Origin of the sequence: Labrenzia sp. VG12 (assembly GCF_002237595.1) — a bacterium.
Lineage (GTDB): Bacteria > Pseudomonadota > Alphaproteobacteria > Rhizobiales > Stappiaceae > Roseibium.
Genome location: NZ_CP022529.1, coordinates 5,698,411 through 5,717,637 on the forward strand (window position 1 = coordinate 5,698,411; position 19,227 = coordinate 5,717,637).

A 19,227-nucleotide genomic window follows, 5' to 3' on the forward strand; every position below is an offset into this window, starting at 1 on the left:
ATCAAAGGCGTCTCGCCGTTGTGGTCCCCTAACATGCGGCCTTTGGTCCGGCTGTGATACAGCTTCCGGCACCCCATCTTCCTATCGTGCCGTCTCTTCGTGCCGTTCCGTGTACACAAAGAGTTTACACCAGGCCGGTCGCATGGGTTGATCGGCTTTTGCCGAAAAGGCGTAGACGGCGAAACCATCGGGGAAGATGACCGTGTCCGCGGAAGATTTTTACACCGAACTGCCCAGTTTTTCCGATTTCAGCACTGTTGGTGTTCTGGACGAATACCGGCCGGTTCCCGATGACTGGTTCGTTCTGGCCGCCGATATCGTTCGCTCGACCGATGCCGTCGCGGCCGGGCGTTACAAGGATGTCAACATGCTTGGAGCTGCCGTCATTGCCGGCGTGCTCAACAGTGTTGGCCGGGATCGAGTTCCCTTTGTCTTTGGCGGCGACGGCGCAACACTGGTTGTTCCGGCAACCGATCTCGCGGCGGCGAGCGACGCGCTTGCCGGTGTTGTGGATCTGGCCCGCCAGGTCATGGAGCTTGAGCTGCGGGCCGCGGCCATTCCGGTATCTTCACTGCGCGAACTGGGCGGCGACATTCGTCTGCGCAAGTACCAGCTCAGCCCGGGCAATCACCTTGCCATGATTATCGGCGACGGACTGGCGCTGGCAGATCGCATTTTGAAGGATCCGGACCAGGTTGCCCCTTTCGCCATCAGCGCAGATCGCGCGGAGCTCCCGCCGCTTGAAGGATTGTCCTGCCGCTGGGAGCCGCTTCCCTCGCAGGAGGGACACATCGTGTCGCTGATCCTGAAACCGGCCGGCGGGAAGACCTTGCCGGGCCTGATGGAGGATATCGCAGCAAAGCTCGGTTACAATCCGCTGTCGGATGACAAGAAGGTGCGGATGGCGGAAGGGAAGCGGTTGAAGTTCCGGTTTCCACCGAGCGGCATGCGTGCGGAAGTCCTGTTGGGGCACGCAAAAAACCATCTGCGTGGCTGGTGTCAGGCCATGATGGAGAATGTCTTCTTCGTGATTTCCTATACAACCGGCTGGCGCATTGGACCTTTCGATCCCAAGAAATATTTCAGGGAGCTTGGGCTCAACACGGACCATCGCAAGGTGGGAGACAGTCTGCAACTGGTTCTGGACCTGACACCCGGTCAGCTATCCGATCTGGAGCAGCATCTGGACGAGGCCTATGCGCAAGGTGACCTCATCTATGGCATGCATGTCTCCGACACGGCCCTGATGACCTGTTTTGTCCAGGACATCGGCAACAGCCATCATATCCATTTCGTGGATGGCGCCGATGGCGGCTTGTCCGTGGCAGCAGCAGCTTTCAAGGCAAGACAATCGAAAATGAGCGTAACGAATTAGGGTCAGGAGCGCGCGCGGGCTGCCAGGGGCTGTTCTGCCGCCGATACAGGTTGCACGAAGTTCTGCTTGAGGATCAGCGCGGCAAGCTGGTCTTCCGGCACGGCTTTCGAGATCAGGAAACCCTGGATCACATCACAGCCGTTCTGTCTGAGCCAGTCGCGCTCGCCTTCTGTTTCAACACCTTCCGCAAGCACGCTGATGTCCAGGCTCTTGGCCAGATTGATCAGGGCGCTGGTGAATTTCTGCAAGCCGGGATTTGTGTCGACACCGGACACGAAACTGCGATCGATCTTGACCCGGTCCACCTTCAGGTCTCGCAGGCTGGAGATGCTGGAGTGTCCTGTGCCGAAGTCGTCGAGCTCGATGAAAAAGCCAAGGTCTGACAGGCGGGCGATGTTTTCCTTGATGGGCATGGCCGTGATCTCGTCGATCATGACCGCTTCCAGAATTTCCAGGCTGACGTCAGACGGCTCCAGACCGAGTGCCCGAACCTGCTGATCGAGGGCGTCAACAGCCTTGGCGCTGGTCAGGAGACTGGCGGAAACGTTGAGGCCGAGGTGGATGGGGTTTTGGCTTGCGCCGCTCAGGTCGACAGCAAGACGAAGCGCCTTTTCACGCACGGCCGCTTCGATATCCTCCATGTAGCCCGCCTCCACTGCAGCGGGCAGGAAAGCACCCGGGAAACGGACCGTACCGTCGTCGATCCAGCGCGCGAGCGCTTCGGCGCCCACGACCTTGCCCGAATGGATATCCACCTGCGGCTGGTACCAGGCGACAATATTGTCTTCGGTAAGCGCTTTCTTGAGTTTCTTGGCGACTTCATCGTGTTCCTCAAAGGCGGCCCGCATTTCCGCCGTGAACCTGACCACTTTGAGCGGTCCCTTCTGCTTTGCGGTGCGCAAGGCAAGGGCGGCATCGGTGAGCACATTGTCCGTGATCGGTTCGCCCTCCTGATTGATGCACAGGCCTGCACTGGCATCAATCGCGGTCTTGTGGCCGTCAATCACCCTTTCCTTGCCGACTTCGCGCAGCAGTTTCTGAGCAAATTGCTCGAAGCGGTCCCTTGTCTTGACCTTCGGTCGCAACAGCGTGAATTCGGTGCCGCCTGTCCGGCAGAGGAAATCGTCCGGTTGCGCCTGTTGCGACATCTGCTCGGCGACCTCCCGAAGGATGGAATCACCATTGTGATCGCCGAAACGGTCGTTGATTTTCTTGAACTGGCGCAGATCGAGCAGGATCAGGCCGGCCCGGTTCTTGCTGTCGAGCATTTCCATCGACCGGATCGTATTCAGGAGCGCTCGGCGATTGGGCAAACCGGTCAGCGGGTCGTGAAAACCGAGATCTTCGAATTCCCGCTGCGTCCGGTCTGCGAGGGCCCGGCTGAGAGCAATGGCAATGGCAAAGGCGCCCAGGATGACGAGACCGCCCACGAGACCGGCCAGCGCAACAGCGAACAGGGTTTCGGCCCGGCGGGTTTGCAGGTCTTGATAGAGATAGTCGAGCGCTGCCTGCCACAGTGTGAATGTGGCGGCGACCAGCTCAGGTTGTGCTTCGACAACAGGTTCCCAGACAACGTCGTCACCGGTCGCTGCCTTGATCGTGGAAGAAAGGAGTTTGGCCCCTTCCGTCTGATAGGCGTGGTTGGCCTTGCGATAGGCCAGTGCGTGTTGCTGGAGTTTTTCGGCGCTTTCCCCGGACAGGAGATCAAAATACTCGGTGGCTTCTCGCGATGCCCCGTCCGCGGCGATCTTGAACTGTCCGCCTTGCACGGGGATGAGCATCTTGTCCCAGACATTGACCGACGAGCGATCCTTCAGCATGCGGGCGTTGGACACCATGATGGAGGATTCTATGACAACCGAAGGCAGCGTATCGTTGACGAGATGAGGCAGGCGGGAGGCTTCAAACGATGAGGAGGAGCTGATTTTGGCAAGTTGCGTTACGGACGAAGCCAGCATTCTGGCCTGGCGAAGCGCCAGGGGAGTGCTCTTTTCCCTGAAGAACGCATCAAGATGTCCGGTCAGTTCTTCCGACATTTCCCGGCCGCTGAAGGCGGCCAGTTGCTTGCGCAGCTTTTCGGAAGGCTGACTGATCTTGCCCGTGAGGGCCTTTTCCTGCATCAGCGGACCAAGTGCCTCGATCAGGTGCAGACCGGCGAGACTGCGGTCGATCGCGCCAACCTGCTCGAACCTGTTGTAGAACCAGAGCGAGGCGAAGAGCAGGCTTGGGGCCAGCAGAAATACGATCAGTCCTGTCAGCCAGCCTCGAATGCGCAATATCTTGCCCCGTGATGCATTTTCGCTCCCGATTTGTCTTAGTGGTAGAGCCTTAAGGATTGGCAAATCTGAAGTCGAATGGACGCCGGACTTGAAAGGTTCTTGAAGAATTTACTTATAAGTGTTTCCCACTCACGGATTGGTGAGTGTTTTTTCCTGTTCGACACTTGCGAAAATTCACTAAGCCTTCGAGGGTAACCCGACGCCGAATGCGTCGTTTAACCGGCGTTCCGGGCTTGAGCTTGCTGGCATGATGGCGTATCGCTCTGCCCCTGACAGCTCTTATTCAAGCCGTGGAAACCTTTCATGTCGCATAACAGTTTCGGTCATCTGTTTCGGGTCACAACCTGGGGGGAAAGCCACGGTCCCGCCATTGGCTGTGTGATCGACGGATGTCCGCCTCTGATCCCGCTGAACGAGACCGATATTCAGGGTTTCATGGAAAAGCGCAAGCCGGGCCAGTCCCGGTTCACCACGCAGCGCCGGGAGCCGGATGAGGTCAAGATCCTGTCCGGTGTCATGGTCGATGAGGACGGTGTCCAGAAGACCACGGGCACGCCGATCTCGCTGATGGTGGAGAACACCGATCAGCGGTCGAAGGATTATTCGGAAATCAAGGACCGCTTCCGTCCCGGTCACGCCGACTTCACTTACAACGCCAAATACGGCATTCGCGACTATCGCGGTGGCGGCCGATCCTCGGCGCGCGAAACGGCCATGCGCGTGGCTGCCGGCGCGGTTGCCCGCAAGGTACTTCAGGGCGTGACCATTCGCGGCGCCCTGGTTCAAGTCGGGCCGCACAAGGTTTCCCGCGACAACTGGGACTGGTCTGAAGTCGACAACAATCCGTTCTTCTCGCCCGACGCTGCGGCTGCCGCTTTCTGGGCAGACTATCTGGACGGCGTGCGCAAGGCCGGGTCTTCCGTCGGGGCCGTGGTGGAAATTGTCGCGGAAGGGGTTCCGGCCGGCTGGGGCGCGCCGATCTACGGCAAGCTCGATACCGATATCTCGGCAGCGATGATGTCGATCAACGCGGTCAAGGGTGTTGAGATCGGCAACGGGTTTGAAGCCGCCACGCTGACGGGCGAGGAAAATGCCGACGAAATTCGCGTCGACGATGTCGGTCAGCCCATGTTCCTGACCAACAATGCAGGCGGTGTTCTCGGCGGAATTTCAAACGGCGATCCCCTGGTGGCCCGTTTTGCGGTCAAGCCGACATCTTCCATCCTGACCGAGCGCAAGTCGATCACCCGCCAGGGAGAGGAAGTCGATGTCATGACCAAGGGCCGGCACGACCCGTGCGTTGGTATTCGCGCTGTTCCCGTCGGGGAAGCGATGATGGCCTGCGTGCTGGCAGATCATTTCCTGCGCCACCGCGGCCAGGTCGGTTGACGATCGCCGGGTTACATCTCGATACAATTCTGTCACCAGGCGCCTCTGGACCCTGGCCGTCGCACTCCTAATTCTGATTGCAGCATGGTGCCGTGCCTATCAGGGAGTGATGACATGAACGAGATGACCCCGATCCGCCGCATGACGGCGAAAGACTTTCCGCAGGAGTTGCTCGACCTTTACGACTATTACGCTCATGGCAAGATCACCAAGCGAGAGTTCCTGAGCGGGGCCGCCAAGTTCGCGGTTGCCGGTGTGACCGCCTCGATGTTGCTCGACCAGTTGTCGCCGAACTACGCCTTGGCCCAGCAGGTCGCTCCCGACGACGACGCAATTGTCACCGAACGGATCACCTATCCGTCGCCGAACGGCCATGGCGAGGTCAACGGTTATCTTGTGAAACCGGCCGGTGTGACCGGCAAACTGCCCGCCGTTCTGGTGATCCACGAAAACCGGGGCCTCAACCCCTATATCGAGGACGTCGCACGGCGCCTTGGCAAGGCCGGGTTCATGGCACTGGCGCCGGATGGTCTGACCTCTGTCGGCGGATATCCCGGCACCGATGACAAGGGGCGCGAGCTGCAGCGCACCGTGGACAGGGAAAAGCTGCTCAACGACTTCTTCGCCGGGTTCGAGTTCCTGCTCGCCCATGAAGGCAGCACCGGCAAGGTCGGCGCGGTCGGCTTCTGTTACGGCGGCGGTGTCGTCAATGCGATCGCGGTTGCCTATCCGGAACTTGCGGCTGGCGTGCCCTTCTATGGCCGTCAGGCGGATGCGGCCGATGTGCCGAAGATCCAGGCGCCCCTGATGCTGCAATTCGCCGAGCTCGACGAGCGCATCAATGCGGGCTGGCCGGCTTACGAAGAGGCCCTGAAAGCCAACGGCAAGGACTATGTCGCCCACATGTATCCGGGGGTGAACCACGGCTTCCACAACGACACCACTCCACGCTACGACGAAGCCGCTGCCAAACTGGCCGAAGAGCGCACGGTTGAGTTCTTCAAGCAGCACCTGATGTAGGAGGTGCTCTGGGAGCTGTAACCCGAGACCCTATCCCTGGTCGTCATTACCGGACTTGATCCGGTAATCCATGCCGTGACTTCTGTCTGTCCCGATGCCTTGCAACGGGAAACGGAACGGCATGGATCCCATGGTCAAGCCATGGGATGATAACGGTGGAGAGGGGGGCGGGACACGGACCAAATGCATGGCGGGGTGTTGCACCCACTTCTCTTGTTGTCATCCGTTTTGACGCGAAAGCGTCGAGACCGGGACCTCGTAAACGCAGTCGTTTGAAGGTAGCTCGCATGCACCGGTGAGTACCGGGTCCCGCCCTTGGCTGCACCAAGCCGGAATGACAAACTGAGGTAGTGTCGCCGTTCGGCAGTCTGACCAGTCGGCGTTCAAAGAATGTGGAGCAGCAGGTCTGGTCTTGAGGCTGCCCTCAAACAAACTTGAACGCACGGATGCGGCTGAGGATTTCGTCCGGGTCGGCGGACAGCGTGTGCAGGTTGATCGCAATCAGCTCGCGGCCGTGTTCGCGCGGGGTGCGCTTCCAGTTGCGCATCATGAACTTCTTCCAGACCGGAAAGGTCTGGGCCTTGAAGACGGCATTCTCAAGTGGGCGGGTCAGCAGAACATCCAGCCTGACCAGCTCCATGTTGCGCACCGAGGTGCGCTTGACGTCGGTCATCCGGATCGCCGCCCAGTCGATGAAGCCGATGCGTTCCACGTAGAGCCCGTCTTCGTTGGCACCGAGCTGCGGCCTGCTTTTTTCGATCATCGGATAATGCCAATAGGCAATGCCGAGCGGTGCCAGTCCGGCAACCGCCAGGAGAGGAATGCCTCCGACCAGGCCGATGACAACAAACAGGATGCCGAGCAACAGGCTGCCATAGACAAGGCCCTCGCTCTGGCCGCGGTTGAAGCCGACCGTGAAGGGCACCGGTTCCGGCTTCGCGGCCTCTTCGTTCGAAACTGCCTCGGTCTTAGCCGCCATGAAGGATCACCTCGTGATGGATCCCCTAGGTGTCGAGGATCTCGGTTTCGTCAATCTTGATGTCGAACCCTTCCAGCCCCACGTAATGGCGCTCACGTGATGCCAGCAGGCGTATGGAACTCACCCCCAGGTCCTTCAGGATCTGTGCGCCAAGTCCCACTTCACGCCATTGTTCCTGTCTAGCTTGTGCGGAGCTGTGTTCCTCGGAATCTGCGGCTTCAAAGTCCGATCTTGCACGCCTGGATTGACGTGCGACCCCGACCGAGCCCTCGCGCAGATAGACAATAACGCCACGGCCGCGTTCGGCAAAATGCTTCATGATCTGATCGAGCGGCTGGCTGTCGCCGAAGACGTCGTCGAGAACCGATTCCAGCTGAAGCCGGACGGGGACGTTGCGCCCGTCGAGAATGTCGCCATAGACGATCGCCAGATGGTGCATCGGGTCATAGGGCGTGGAATAGGTCATGGCATAGGCGGGACCGCAGACCGTGTCGACCGGCTGCTCATTCACCCGTTCGACCATGCGTTCGGTGCGCTGGCGCCAGGCAATCAGGTCGGACACGGAGACCATCTTGAGGTCATGCTCGGCGGCAAATTCGGCAACCTGCTGGCCGCGTTTGACGGTGCCGTCGTCATTGACCAGTTCGCTGATGACCCCGACCTGTTCCAGGCCTGCAAGACGGCAGAGATCGACGGCAGCCTCGGTGTGGCCGGAACGGATCATCACGCCGCCTTCCTTGGCGACCAGCGGGAAGATGTGACCGGGCCGGACGAAGTCGTCCGCGCCGACATTCGGATTGGCCAGGGCACGCACGGTGGAACAGCGTTCCTCCGCGGAGATGCCGGTAGTCAGGCCCTGGCGATAATCGACGGAGATGGTGAAGGCGGTGGCCAGTGGTGCGTCGTTTTCCGCCACCATCGGGTCTAGGCGCAGGCGCCGGGCATGAGCGACCGTCATCGGGGCGCAGATGATGCCGGACGTGTGGCGGACCATGAAGGCCATCTGTTCGGGGGTGACTTTCGAGGCAGCGACAATCAGATCGCCTTCATTCTCGCGATCGTCATCGTCGGTCACGACAACCATCTCACCTCGTTCGAATGCGCGGATTGCTTCAGCGACACGGGCCTGGGACACGGGATGCTCCTTGGTTGTAGCTAGTCCGAGAAAATCGTTGGGCGTGACCTCGCCATGGGTGGCAATGGCGATCTTGCGGGCCATGTCCCGCGAGACCCAGACATTCGGGTCATTGCAGAGGGCGGTGACAGAGGCAGGCGAAAGATTGGCGCGGCGTGCGAAGGCGCTGCGGCTTTCCCCTGTCTGTACAAGCCATTGGTCAAGTCTCATGGGCCAGCATATACGCCCGTTCGCTTTCAGCCACAAGAGAAGGGTGTGCGAAAATTCAGTGAGACTGAAAGATTAGTCGGATTTTCGATATTCCGCGACGCGCGAGACAAATGCGGGGCTCATCCATGTCTCCTTGAGACCGGCGTCTGCGCACAGACCGGTCAGATCCTCAGTGAGGTAAGAGGTATAGTAAGGTTCGTGGAACAGCTGCGGAAAGAGCGACAGCAGGCCGTCGTAATCCGGCACGTCGCCGGTCTGCAGGCTGTCGACAAACAGGAACGACCCGCCGGGCTTGAGGACACGCGCGACCTCCGTGATCACCTGCCGCCGGACCTTGGGGGGCAATTCGTGGAACAGGAAGACGCAGGACACCACGTCCTGCGAATTGTCCGCAAAAGGCAGGGTCTCGGCCATGGCGGTGACGAAGCGCGCCCGCCGTGTCTGCAGTCTGCTCTGCGCAACGTTGAGATAGGGCTCAGACAAATCGAGACCTGTACCGGTCAGGCGCGGGAACGCCGTCAGCGCTGGTCTCAGCAAGCCGCCGGTTCCGCAGGCCAGGTCCAGATAGGCGATCTTTCGCTGGTCCTTCCGGCGCAGGATCTGTGCAAACGGCACCAGAGCCCGCCGGCGCATGGCAGCCGTCGCTCCGGAAAACAGCACGTCGACCTGGAAGTCGTAGAGTTTCGCGCTGTCCTCGGAGAGCCATCCATCTGTCTGGAAATGAAAGTTCTGCCGATAATAGCGCGGCAGGGCCGCGGCAAACCCGTCCGGGTCTTCATTGACTTCCTGATGGGCACCGGTGGCCCGGCGGCGGGCAACTTCCGGCACATCCTTGAAAAAGGCACGGCTGGTGGCCAGCAACTCGCGCGGGCTCATGGTGCCGTCCGACGGCATGGGATAGAGCCCGTCTTCGACGGCCTTCAGGTCGGCGGCGAACAGCCTGACGATATCGGCCAGCATGCGCCGCTGGCCTGGTACCGGGCCGTCCGGCACCACCTTCGGCGTTTCCGGCAGATCCTTCTGCAGATCCCTGTTCATCCGCCGCATGGCTTCCGAATGCAGCGTGTAGAGTGCGACCCGGCTGCCCTGATAAAGCGCATAGCGGGTCCGGCGGGCGAGACTGGAAAGCGGCAGGGAACGTCCCCGTGAAGAAGGCCCGGTGTCCTGGTCTGCCGCGCTCATGGCTCACTCCCTTGTCAGCACTGCCACGACTTCAATATGGGGCGAATAGTGGAACTGGTCCACCGGTGTGACGCTTTGCAGCACATAGCCGCCGTCGATCAGGATCCGCAGGTCCCGGGCAAGGGTGGCCGGGTTGCACGACACCGCCACGACCGTCTTGACCTTGGAAAGCGCCAGTTGCTCGGCCTGGGCCTGGGCACCGGCGCGTGGTGGATCGAACACCACCGTGTCGAAGGGCTCCAGCTCATCGCGCACCAAGGGGCGCCGGGAAAGGTCGCGGCGCTCGAAAGTGACTTTCTTCAGGCCTTGCGGTTTGCGCAGCGCCTTGTCGAACGTTGCGAGCGCCGCAGCGTCGCCTTCCACGGCATGAACATTGGCGCTGCGCGCCAGCCGCAAGGCGAAGGTGCCGACGCCGGAGAACAGATCCGCGACGTTCCTGGCCTTGCCGATGCCGGCAAGGACCAGTTTCGACAGCGCTTCTTCGGCAGCAATGGTCGCCTGTGTGAAGCCGCCCGGAGCGGCCACGATGCCGACGCCGCCCATGTCCAGCAGGGGCGGGCGGACTTCCAGGATCACCTCGCCATTGACGGAGAGCCGCGCCAGATCCAGCTCGACAACCTTCTGGGACAGGGCCGGGATCTTGCGTTCGTAAGTCTTGTCCGCCTTGTCGATGGCGATATCCAGCCCGGCGGTTGTGGCCAGCACGGTCAGGCGCAGGTCGCCTTTCTTGGGCAAGACTTCCGCCGCGAGCGACTTCAGCCCGGGCAGGGCTGCAACGATGGCAGGATCGAGCACCGGGCATTCGGTGATGTCGACCAGACGGTGACTGGCCTTCTCGTGATAGCCAAGCAGGGTGTGACGGCCCGCGCGTGTTGCCGTCAGGACGGCGCGGCGGCGGCCGCCAGCGGTGGCCGCGACAGTCCGGTCAACATCGGTTTCAATGCCCCGGTCCCCGAGCGCCTTGGCGACCAGACCACGCTTCCAGTCGAGATAGGGGTGCTCGGCAAGATGCTGCACCGAGCAGCCGCCGCAGGTCTTGAAGTGCCGGCAAACCGGCTCGATCCGGTCTGGTGACGGGGTATCGATCACAGGCTTTTTCGCCCGTCCATCGACGACTTCGGCGCGAACGGTTTCGCCGGGCAGGGCACCGGCGACAAACACGGACCCGGTCTCGGTCTGGGCGATGCCGTCGCCGCGATGACCGAGCTCGGTAACAATCAGCTCTCTCTCACTCATGGCTGAGCGATAGCGCCAAAGGGCGCTGCGGGCAAGCGCTGCACCTCAAGTTAGGCCGAAGACAGGATTTTCACGCCGGCAAAGGTAAAGAACGCGCCGAAGGCGGCCTGGATGGCGCGCCGGGCCCGGCGGTAGGCCGCAAGCATGAGGGACGTGGAAAAAAGCAGGGCGTAGCCGACATTGACCAGGAACGAGAGGCCCACCGTGCCGACCAGGATCGGAAGGCCGATCCACCACGGGCCGCCGTCCTGAACGCCGAGCGAGACGATGGCCAGCCAGCCGAAAATCGCCTTGGGATTGGTGATCATCACCAGATAGCCGCGCAGGATCAGTTGGCGTCCCGAGAGTTTCTGATCTGCCGTTGGCATCGCTGTCATGTCCTGATGGGTCCGTGCGGCCCGAAAGGCCTTGAAGGCCAGGAACAGGAGATAGACCCCGCCGAAGATCTTGATTGCGATCAGAAGAAAACCGAATTGCGCCAGAAGTGCGGACAAGCCGATCACCGTCAGGGTGCCCCAGGTGATCGAGCCGAGAACGACACCAAACGCAAAACAGACACCCGCCTTGCGGCCAGAATGCATGGCGGTTCCCATGATGGCCAACACGCTGGGTCCCGGGCTGAGCACCGCAAGAAGAAAGGCGGAATAGACCAGCAACAGGCCGGGCAGGTAAGGGGCGATCGTGTTCATGTGTAACGCCAGACGCAAGGGAGGGAGCCGTGACCCTAATGCGGAATGGCAGTGATGTCAGCGGTTAATTCTGCGAACGGTCAGTGCAAGGCAAAGTCGCCGGGCCGCCGCCCGGTTGCCGTGTTTTCTGGCGGGGCAGGGGGCGCTGGCGAAAGTCACTGGCGTCCAAGCAGACGCCGCGCCTTCGCCAGAAGGCTGTTCGGCTTGCGGGCGGGATCGGCCGCGGCCTGAGACTGCGTGCTCGCGCGCTTGGCAAATTCCCGCAGCGCCTGCATGTCCTGCCGGTTCGCGCGGCGAAGGGGCTCAGGTGCGCAATCATTTGCGCCGGCCGCTGCTCTGCCGGGCGGGCTCGCTTGCCGGGACGGTCCGGAAGGATCATCCGGACGCCGGTGAAAGGGTTGCGGGTCGTTGGCAGCATGGACCTCGTGTTGCTCTTCCTCGGCCCGCGCGCGGATGTCTTGCTCATTGTCATATTTGAGTGACCGTTTTGCCGTTGTGTCCCCGTGGATCCCGAATTGCGGTGCATTGATCACTTGCAGCCGCACCTTTTCCCAGGCCGTGTGCCCGTCGATCTTTTCGTGAAAGACGGCCACCGTCCAGTCTTCGCCTTCCGTGCTGAAGATGTTCCGGTCGGGCAGGATCGAGCCGCGGATCTGGCACATTTTGATGAAGTTGGTAACGACCTCCATCATCCAGGAAAACGGCACGGGGGCCTCCTCAAACTCGATCATCTTGCCGATGACCCATTGGGATCCATGCAAAAACATGCCAAGCGGCCGGCCTTCTCCAAGCTGTCCGGAACTGGACGTCAGAAAGGGGCGGATATTGAGGAAGGTCAGGTCCTCGTCCTGGGTGAGACGCTCAAAAAGCGGTTGCGGCACCAGGTTGTCGCTGACGCACCAGTGCAGGGCACTCGCTGGATTGTGCCCGATCAGCAGTTTTGTGAGTTCCGCGCAGAGGGTTCTGGCCCGGTCGGCTTCTTCGAGCGTGCAGAAAGACTCGTCGGGAAGCATTTGTGCCAGGGCATCGTCACCGCAAATCTCGCGCATCTTTTCAGACAGGAACTGTGTATCCAGGATCCCCTTGGCGATCGTGATGAAAGTATTGGCCTTGTGCCGGGCGACCACCTCGCGAGCATCGGGAAACACGAAACCGGTATAGGGCGTTGTCAGCGCGGACTGAAACCCGTCCGGCCCCAGCGGCGTGTCATTCTGGCTGACCAGAATCCGGTGCCCGCCCGCATGAACATGAATGTCCTTGCCGGTCGAGGTGATCATCAGCTGAACCTCGGCCGCATAGCCAAGGTCAATCGCAAGTTTTTCGATCTTCTGAAAAAGAATGGTACCGTCCAGCGGGTTGAATTCATCGTGAAGTATCGCGCATTCCACGCGATTCAAGGCCGGAATATGCATGCCTGTCCTCCGCAGTAACCGGCCCGGTTATACGGTCCAAGTCTTCCCAAATCGGTAACGCAGTTGAAATTCGTTCAACCCTTGATTGGGATTGCGGCAGGTCTTTCAAAAGACGGTTTACAGCGGTGGTCAGAGGGCCTTGTGCCCCAGAAGCAACCATTCCGCATTGCCGTCGCCCCCTTTGACGGGAGACGGCACCAGGTCGGCGGCGCTCCAGCCATCGACCGTCCCGAGCCAGGTTTGTATAGATCTGGCGGTTTCTGCGGCAAGATCCGGATCCACCAGTCCGCCTTTGCCGATATTCTCCTTGCCGGCCTCGAATTGCGGCTTGACCAGAAAGACGCCGCAAGCGCCGGGAGCGGCCAGATCGAGAGCCGGGGGAAGGGCCAGTTTCAGCGAGATGAAGCTGACATCGGACACAAGCAGGTCCGGCCGGTCGCCGTCCAGATCGGCAAGGCTCAGGTCGCGGGCGTTCAGGCCCTCCCTTGCGACAACGCGTGCGTCGCCGCGCAGCAGGTCATGCAACTGGTCATGGCCGACATCGATGGCATGGACTTTGGCCGCTCCGCGTTCCAGTAGCACCTGGGTGAAGCCGCCGGTCGAAGCACCAATGTCGAGGCAGATGAGGTTTGCCGGGTCGATGGCAAAGCGGTCCAGACCCTCGATCAGCTTCAGCGCCGCCCTGGAAACGTAGCGCGACGCCGGGTCCTCGACTTTGATCGTGCTGTCCGAACCAACCTTTTGCGCCGGTTTGGTGCAGGTTGCTCCATTGACGCTGACCGTTCCACGCAGGATGGCATCACGCGCCCTGGCGCGGCTCGGGAACAGGCCCAGATCGACAAGATACTGGTCGAGGCGGTGTTTGGACATCAAGGACGAGGATCAGAAGCAATTGGCGATGGCGGAGAGCAGCCGGTCGGCATAAACACGGTCGCCCGCATAGACCCACAGCACGGCAGACAGCGCGAGCAGACCCGTCGCGCCGGCTGTCAGTCCTATGAAAAGCGGTTTGCCCATGGTGTCCGGGTCTCTCCGATATAAGGTGTCAGGAAGACGCCGGCGCCGTTGCGATCAGTCGCTCCAGCTTCTTCATGGCATTTTCCTCAGCTTCGCCATACGCAATGGTGCCGACAAACTTGTTGTCCGCATTCATCAGGTAGACGGCCGCGGAATGGTCCATCGTATAGTCGCCATCGTCAAGAGGCACCTTCTTGGCGTAGACGCGATAGGCTTTCAGCATTGCGTCAACCTGCTCCCGGGAGCCGGTCAGCGGCAGGATGCGCTTGTCGAAGGCCCAGACATAGTCGCGCATGACATCCGGCGTGTCGCGCTCCGGATCAACGGTCACGAAGGCGTAGTTCAGCTTGTCCGCATCAGGTCCGAGCGCTTCCATCCAGCCCTGCAGTTCCGACAAGGTCGTCGGACAGACATCCGGACAGAACGTGAAGCCGAAAAACAGCACGGTCGGTTTGCCGGCAAGCGTCTTGTCCGACACTGTTTCGCCCGATCCACTGACCAACTCGAACGGTCCGCCGATGGCGGCGAGCGGTTCGATCAGGGCGCCGGAATTCTGATTGCCTGCGGTCTGCTGATAGACCAGGTATCCGGACACGCCGGCAAGGACGGCAACCGCCGCCCAGGCCACGTACCGGAAGAGTTTCAAGCCAGACATGGTCTCGTCCTCTTCTCAGTTAAGCTCAGTTCTTGCTGTGGTTCATCTTGCCGTGGTTCGGGGTCTTGGCGCCCATCTTGGCAACGTCGAGTTCGACAGCTACCTCACCGGCCTTTTCGAAAGTCAGGACCACAGGCACCTTGCTGCCTTCTTCGAAGGACTGGTTGAGGCCCATGAACATGATATGGAGGCCGCCCGGTTTGAGGGCAACGGTTTCGCCGGCCGGGATCTCGATGCCGTTTTCCAGCTCGCGCATCTTCATGACGCCGTCGGTGACAGCCATTTCATGAATTTCCGTCTTTTTGGCGACATCCGAGCTTGCGGAGACCAGGCGGTCTGCTTCCGAGCCGGTATTGACGATCTCGATGAAACCACCACCGGCCTTTGCCTTCGGCGGTGTTGCCCGGGTCCAGGCCGTGCTGAGTTCCAGGTCGCCCGCCTTGTAGTCCTTGGCGAAGGCGGACAGGGACACGAGCGTGAGCGCTGTTGCAGCCACAACAGATTTGAAGATGTTCATTTTGAGTTTCCTTGAGGTCTGAAGAAATGGTCGGTTTCAGATCCTGGAAACGGGTGGGCCCCGGATGGCCCGTGTTTTTTCCGGGTATCGAAGCGCGCTCGGGCCTTGGCGGGTCGCCTCGACACTCTCTTGCACTGCCCTTGATGGTCCGGTTGCCTGGGCCTGCGGTGCGAGGCAGGGCCCCATGGCGCAGCCATGCGGACAGGCCTGGGCACACTGGCAATGAATGGGGTCGTGGGGTGCAGGCAGTCCCTGTTCGAGACCGGATGGTTGGCACAGGCTTGTCAGGCCGTCGGCTGCTGCCATTTGCGGCGAGAGAGCGCTGGCAAGCACAAGCAGGCACAGACGCAACACAAATGCCGTTCCCGCCAGCGCGACAAGCGGGTGGCGCTCCTGCCGAAGCAATTGCATCTGTGTCAAAGGCCTTGCCATGAAGCGGCTATAGGACGGTTCAGGCCGGAAGTCGAGCGGCGAAACGGCGCAGGGACGGGGCGCCCGCCGGACTAGGTGGGTTTTGCCGGACTTTCGGTTTGCGTTTCAGGTGCATCCGGCTGTTCCTTGTCTGAGGTCTCGCCTGCTTTCGCAAGGGACTCGGCCTCGGACGCATCGGCTGTTTCACCCTCCTCGGGTGTGTCGAAATTGTAGATATCGTCTTCATAAGCCGGGAATTCTTCCGGCGGGATGACGTACTCTTCCGTTTCCCAATCCAGTGGCTCCGGCGAGATGACCGAACCGACCTGGGCCGTCGAGGCGTATTCGAAGTCGGTCTTTTCGTCGGACGTCAGCGCCGAGCGGGTGACGATACGGGTCAGGATGAAAACGACCATCACAACCATCACGACGGAGACCATCACGAACAGACCGGACGGCCCGATCTTTCCCATCAGCAGGGAGGCTGCAAACGGGCCGACGATCGAGCCGATGCCGAAGGACAGCAGCATGCCTGATGACGTTTCGACAAAGTCCTCGGCTGCCGCGTGGTCGAATGCGTGCGCGACGGTGATGGCGTAGAGCGGCTGGGAGGCCAGGCCGACGAATATCGCCATCGCGATTGCGGTCATGAACCCGTCGGGCGAGAAAAAGACGATCGCCAGGGCTCCCGCTGCGGTCCAAAGCCCCAGTCCCACGAGCACGAGGCGCCGGTCCATCTTGTCCGAGAGACGGCCTACGGGCCATTGGGCCAGCATGCCGCCGCCGATAAACGCCGCTGCGAAAAAGGCCGACTGGTTGGTCGAGAGGCCGATCTGCGATCCATAAAGCGGTGACAGCGTCAACAGGGCGCCTTGTGTTGCGCCGACAAACAGGACGCCGACGAAGGCGGCGGGCGAGTTCTGGTAGAGTTGCTTGGGGCGGAAGCGCACTAGAGTGATCGGGGCCGGCTGTGTGGAGTTGGTCAGCGAGACCGGCATCACCGCAATGCTGACGGCAACCGACGCGATTACAAAGGGCACGAAGGAGGAGATGCTCATCGTCGCGATCGAGATCTGGCCGAGCATCAATGCTGCGAACAGGATCACGATGTAGAACGACATGATCGTACCGCGGTTCTCGTTGGTCGCGCTCTCGTTCAACCAGCTTTCGACAATCATGTAGAAGCCCGCCAGGCAGAAGCCGGAGATCATCCGGATCAGGAACCATGCAGTCGGATCAATCATCACCGGATGCAGGATGGCGGAAGCGGACATCAGCGACACCAGCGCGGCAAAGGCCCGGATGTGGCCGGCACGCATGATGATCAGCGGCGCACCTAGGCAGCCAAGAACCATGCCGACGAAGTAGGCAGACGACATGGCACCGATTTCCAGATCGGTGAAATAGTACCTGTCGGCAGCAAGAGGCAGCAGTGTCGTTTGCAGACCGTGCCCGAAGATAAACAGGGCGACGGACAACAAGAGGGCGGACACGGAAAGAAGCGTCTGGGCCATGGCTGCGTCCTGAAAATATGTGCCGACATCAACGTAAACGACTGTCAGCTTCTGGTGTTGCAGATGAATTGCAAAAGCGCCGGACGAACCGGCCGCCTGATCCTGCAAATCAGCCTTCACAGCTCTTCCGGTCCGTGTCAATGACCAAAAAAATCCGCTCCCCATGTCAGGCATGGGGAGCGGCGTTTTTGAAATGTATTTCGTCGGTTATGCGCGCTGCGGAGCGGTCATCGCCTCCGTGCCGAGGGCAGCAAAGACGGTCTTCATGATGCCGTCGCAGTTCAGGCCGGCGGCCGCGTACATGGCGTCAGGCTTGTCCTGGTCGATATAGGTATCGGGCAGGGCGAGCGTGCGCACTTTCAGACCGTTGTCGAGCAGGCCTTCCTCCGCCAGCCGGGTCAGGACATGGCTGCCGAAGCCTCCGACCGATCCTTCCTCGACCGTCACGAGAACCTCGTGCTCCCGCGCAAGGCGGCGGATCAGGTCCATGTCGAGCGGCTTTGCGAAACGCGCGTCGGCGACAGTTGTCGACAGGCCTGCGGCATCCAGTTCCTCGGCTGCCTTCAGGCACTCGGCCATGCGGCCACCGAAGCTCAGAAGAGCAACCTTCGTGCCTTCACGGCGAATGATGCCCTTGCCGATTTCAAGCACGCTGCCGCGCTCCGGCATCTCCAGGCCAACACCTTCGCCGCGCGGATAACGGAAGGACATCGGACCATCGTCATAGGCAACCGCGGTTGCCACCATGTGTCTCAGTTCCACTTCGTCCGCTGCGGCCATGACCACGAAACCCGGCAGACAGCTCAGGAAAGCCGTGTCGAAGGCGCCGGCATGTGTGGGGCCATCGGCGCCGACCAGACCGGCGCGATCGATCGGGAAGCGGACCGGCAGCCCCTGGATCGCAACATCGTGGATCACCTGGTCATAGGCGCGCTGAAGGAAGGTGGAATAGATTGCGGCAAACGGCTTGTAGCCTTCCGTGGCCAGACCGGCGGCGAAGGTCACTGCATGCTGTTCGGCAATGCCGACGTCATAGGTCCGTTCCGGAAAGGCTTCGCCAAAGAGGTTCAGTCCCGTGCCGTCCGGCATGGCCGCCGTGATCGCAACGACCTTGTCATCTGCTTCAGCTTCCTTGATCAGGGACGTGGCGAAGACGTTGGTGTAGCTCGGCGCATTGGCTTTCGGCTTGGCCTGCTTGCCGGTGACAACGTCGAATTTCGCGACGCCGTGATATTTGTCCTTTGCCCCTTCGGCAGGTCCATAGCCCTTGCCCTTCTGGGTGACTGCGTGAATCAGTACCGGGCCGTGATGCGTGTCACGGACATTTTTCAGGACAGGCAGCAGGTGTTCCAGATTGTGGCCGTCGACCGGTCCGACATAGTAGAAGCCGAGCTCTTCGAACAGCGTGCCGCCGGTCCAGAAACCGCGCGCATATTCCTCTGCCCGCGCCGCCTTTTCAAAAACCGGCTTGGGCAGGTTCTTGACCAGGTTCTTCGCCGCGTCGCGAAGGGTTTGGTAGGTCGGGCCGGACACAAGTTTGGCCAGGTAAGCCGACATGGCGCCGACAGGAGGGGCGATCGACATGTCGTTGTCGTTGAGGATCACGATCAGCCGCGAGCCAAGATGCCCGGCATTGTTCATGGCCTCGTAGGCCATGCCGGCCGACATGGCCCCGTCGCCAATGACGGCGATGACATTGTTGTCGCCGCCCTTGAGATCTCGCGCAGCGGCCATGCCGAGGCCCGCGGAAATCGACGTGGAGGAATGGGCGGCCCCAAAAGGATCGTAGATGCTTTCCGCGCGCTTGGTGAAGCCGGACAATCCATCTCCCTGGCGAAGCGTCCGGATCCGGTCGCGGCGTTCCGTCAGGATCTTGTGCGGGTAGCATTGATGCCCGACATCCCAGATGACCCTGTCGTCCGGCGTGTTGAACACGTAGTGCAATGCAACGGTCAGCTCGACCACACCCAGCCCGGCACCCAGATGACCACCGGTGATCGACACGGCGTCGATCGTTTCGGCGCGCAGTTCGTCTGCGAGCTGCCGCAGTTCGCCTTCTTCAAGCTGACGAAGGTCAGCCGGCGAACGAACCTTGTCGAGAAGGGGGGTGTCTGGTTTGGAAGTCACTCTGGAGACCGCTCCACGATTAGAAAACTGGCGGGCAGGCATACACCAACCCGATATAGGGCGCAAATTCGAAGAGAGGA

The 19,227-nt window shown here is 60.9% G+C and carries 17 protein-coding genes; 3 read left to right on the forward strand and 14 right to left on the reverse strand.

What is annotated here, in order from left to right:
• Nucleotides 1-196 precede the first annotated feature (196 nt).
• Nucleotides 197-1,375, forward strand: coding sequence for a DUF3095 family protein (locus CHH27_RS26330; RefSeq protein ID WP_094074234.1), 1,179 nt, complete (start codon nucleotides 197-199; stop codon nucleotides 1,373-1,375).
• A 2-nt stretch (nucleotides 1,376-1,377) separates the two neighbouring features.
• On the opposite strand, the gene CHH27_RS26335 is transcribed toward CHH27_RS26330, so the two are convergent.
• Nucleotides 1,378-3,651, reverse strand: coding sequence for a bifunctional diguanylate cyclase/phosphodiesterase (locus CHH27_RS26335; RefSeq protein WP_094074235.1), 2,274 nt, complete (start codon nucleotides 3,649-3,651; stop codon nucleotides 1,378-1,380).
• Nucleotides 3,652-3,957: 306 nt separating this feature from the next.
• Between CHH27_RS26335 and aroC the strand changes: the two genes are divergently transcribed.
• Both aroC and yghX read left to right on the forward strand, forming a co-directional pair.
• Nucleotides 3,958-5,043: a chorismate synthase gene (gene aroC / locus CHH27_RS26340; RefSeq protein WP_094074236.1), complete on the forward strand. Its 1,086-nt coding sequence runs from the start codon at nucleotides 3,958-3,960 to the stop codon at nucleotides 5,041-5,043.
• A 132-nt stretch (nucleotides 5,044-5,175) separates the two neighbouring features.
• Nucleotides 5,176-6,063: a YghX family hydrolase gene (gene yghX / locus CHH27_RS26345; RefSeq protein ID WP_208989030.1), complete on the forward strand. Its 888-nt coding sequence runs from the start codon at nucleotides 5,176-5,178 to the stop codon at nucleotides 6,061-6,063.
• A gap of 424 nt (nucleotides 6,064-6,487) precedes the next feature.
• Here yghX and CHH27_RS26350 read toward each other — a convergent pair whose 3' ends face one another.
• The 13 genes from CHH27_RS26350 to dxs all read right to left on the reverse strand — a co-directional run bounded on the left by CHH27_RS26350 (nucleotide 6,488) and on the right by dxs (nucleotide 19,189).
• On the reverse strand, nucleotides 6,488-7,042 hold the full coding sequence (locus CHH27_RS26350; RefSeq protein WP_094074238.1) for a hypothetical protein: 555 nt from the start codon (nucleotides 7,040-7,042) through the stop codon (nucleotides 6,488-6,490).
• Between the two features lie 25 nt (nucleotides 7,043-7,067).
• Nucleotides 7,068-8,387 carry a 3,4-dihydroxy-2-butanone-4-phosphate synthase gene (ribB, locus tag CHH27_RS26355; protein WP_094074239.1) on the reverse strand — a complete coding sequence of 440 codons (1,320 nt, stop codon included), beginning with the start codon at nucleotides 8,385-8,387 and terminating at the stop codon, nucleotides 7,068-7,070.
• 72 nt (nucleotides 8,388-8,459) lie between these two features.
• Nucleotides 8,460-9,569: a class I SAM-dependent methyltransferase gene (locus CHH27_RS26360; RefSeq protein ID WP_094074240.1), complete on the reverse strand. Its 1,110-nt coding sequence runs from the start codon at nucleotides 9,567-9,569 to the stop codon at nucleotides 8,460-8,462.
• Between the two features lie 3 nt (nucleotides 9,570-9,572).
• The gene (locus tag CHH27_RS26365; RefSeq protein WP_094074241.1) at nucleotides 9,573-10,805 is read right to left on the reverse strand and encodes a class I SAM-dependent RNA methyltransferase; all 1,233 of its coding nucleotides are present in this window, start codon (nucleotides 10,803-10,805) and stop codon (nucleotides 9,573-9,575) included.
• A 50-nt stretch (nucleotides 10,806-10,855) separates the two neighbouring features.
• Nucleotides 10,856-11,494, reverse strand: coding sequence for a LysE family translocator (locus tag CHH27_RS26370; protein ID WP_094074242.1), 639 nt, complete (start codon nucleotides 11,492-11,494; stop codon nucleotides 10,856-10,858).
• A 155-nt stretch (nucleotides 11,495-11,649) separates the two neighbouring features.
• Entirely contained in the window at nucleotides 11,650-12,906 is a 1,257-nt protein-coding gene (locus tag CHH27_RS26375; RefSeq protein WP_094074243.1) for a hypothetical protein, read from the reverse strand.
• Nucleotides 12,907-13,035: 129 nt separating this feature from the next.
• Complete coding sequence (locus CHH27_RS26380) at nucleotides 13,036-13,776, reverse strand: TlyA family RNA methyltransferase (RefSeq protein ID WP_094074244.1); 741 nt, start codon at nucleotides 13,774-13,776, stop codon at nucleotides 13,036-13,038.
• Nucleotides 13,777-13,788: 12 nt separating this feature from the next.
• Nucleotides 13,789-13,923 (reverse strand): hypothetical protein, encoded by a 135-nt coding sequence (locus CHH27_RS28560; RefSeq protein WP_256386407.1) that lies wholly within the window; start codon nucleotides 13,921-13,923, stop codon nucleotides 13,789-13,791.
• Nucleotides 13,924-13,951: 28 nt separating this feature from the next.
• Entirely contained in the window at nucleotides 13,952-14,578 is a 627-nt protein-coding gene (locus tag CHH27_RS26385; protein ID WP_094074245.1) for an SCO family protein, read from the reverse strand.
• A 25-nt stretch (nucleotides 14,579-14,603) separates the two neighbouring features.
• Nucleotides 14,604-15,095, reverse strand: a complete 492-nt coding sequence (locus CHH27_RS26390) for a copper chaperone PCu(A)C (RefSeq protein ID WP_094074246.1) — start codon at nucleotides 15,093-15,095, stop codon at nucleotides 14,604-14,606.
• Between the two features lie 36 nt (nucleotides 15,096-15,131).
• On the reverse strand, nucleotides 15,132-15,506 hold the full coding sequence (locus tag CHH27_RS27830; protein ID WP_157739112.1) for a hypothetical protein: 375 nt from the start codon (nucleotides 15,504-15,506) through the stop codon (nucleotides 15,132-15,134).
• Nucleotides 15,507-15,598: 92 nt separating this feature from the next.
• Complete coding sequence (locus CHH27_RS26395) at nucleotides 15,599-17,140, reverse strand: MFS transporter (RefSeq protein WP_208988385.1); 1,542 nt, start codon at nucleotides 17,138-17,140, stop codon at nucleotides 15,599-15,601.
• A gap of 87 nt (nucleotides 17,141-17,227) precedes the next feature.
• Entirely contained in the window at nucleotides 17,228-19,189 is a 1,962-nt protein-coding gene (gene dxs / locus CHH27_RS26400; protein WP_094074247.1) for a 1-deoxy-D-xylulose-5-phosphate synthase, read from the reverse strand.
• Between the last annotated feature and the right edge of the window lie 38 nt (nucleotides 19,190-19,227).

Coding starts and splice junctions, on each gene's coding strand:
- CHH27_RS26330 (WP_094074234.1), top strand. CDS start 197: ATGACCGTGTCCGCGGAAGATTTTTACACCGAACTGCCCAGTTTTTCC.
- aroC (WP_094074236.1), top strand. CDS start 3,958: ATGTCGCATAACAGTTTCGGTCATCTGTTTCGGGTCACAACCTGGGGG.
- CHH27_RS26350 (WP_094074238.1), bottom strand. CDS start 7,042: ATGGCGGCTAAGACCGAGGCAGTTTCGAACGAAGAGGCCGCGAAGCCG.
- ribB (WP_094074239.1), bottom strand. CDS start 8,387: ATGAGACTTGACCAATGGCTTGTACAGACAGGGGAAAGCCGCAGCGCC.
- CHH27_RS26360 (WP_094074240.1), bottom strand. CDS start 9,569: ATGAGCGCGGCAGACCAGGACACCGGGCCTTCTTCACGGGGACGTTCC.
- CHH27_RS26365 (WP_094074241.1), bottom strand. CDS start 10,805: ATGAGTGAGAGAGAGCTGATTGTTACCGAGCTCGGTCATCGCGGCGAC.
- CHH27_RS26370 (WP_094074242.1), bottom strand. CDS start 11,494: ATGAACACGATCGCCCCTTACCTGCCCGGCCTGTTGCTGGTCTATTCC.
- CHH27_RS26375 (WP_094074243.1), bottom strand. CDS start 12,906: ATGCATATTCCGGCCTTGAATCGCGTGGAATGCGCGATACTTCACGAT.
- CHH27_RS26380 (WP_094074244.1), bottom strand. CDS start 13,776: ATGTCCAAACACCGCCTCGACCAGTATCTTGTCGATCTGGGCCTGTTC.
- CHH27_RS28560 (WP_256386407.1), bottom strand. CDS start 13,923: ATGGGCAAACCGCTTTTCATAGGACTGACAGCCGGCGCGACGGGTCTG.
- CHH27_RS26385 (WP_094074245.1), bottom strand. CDS start 14,578: ATGTCTGGCTTGAAACTCTTCCGGTACGTGGCCTGGGCGGCGGTTGCC.
- CHH27_RS26390 (WP_094074246.1), bottom strand. CDS start 15,095: ATGAACATCTTCAAATCTGTTGTGGCTGCAACAGCGCTCACGCTCGTG.
- CHH27_RS27830 (WP_157739112.1), bottom strand. CDS start 15,506: ATGCAATTGCTTCGGCAGGAGCGCCACCCGCTTGTCGCGCTGGCGGGA.
- dxs (WP_094074247.1), bottom strand. CDS start 19,189: ATGCCTGCCCGCCAGTTTTCTAATCGTGGAGCGGTCTCCAGAGTGACT.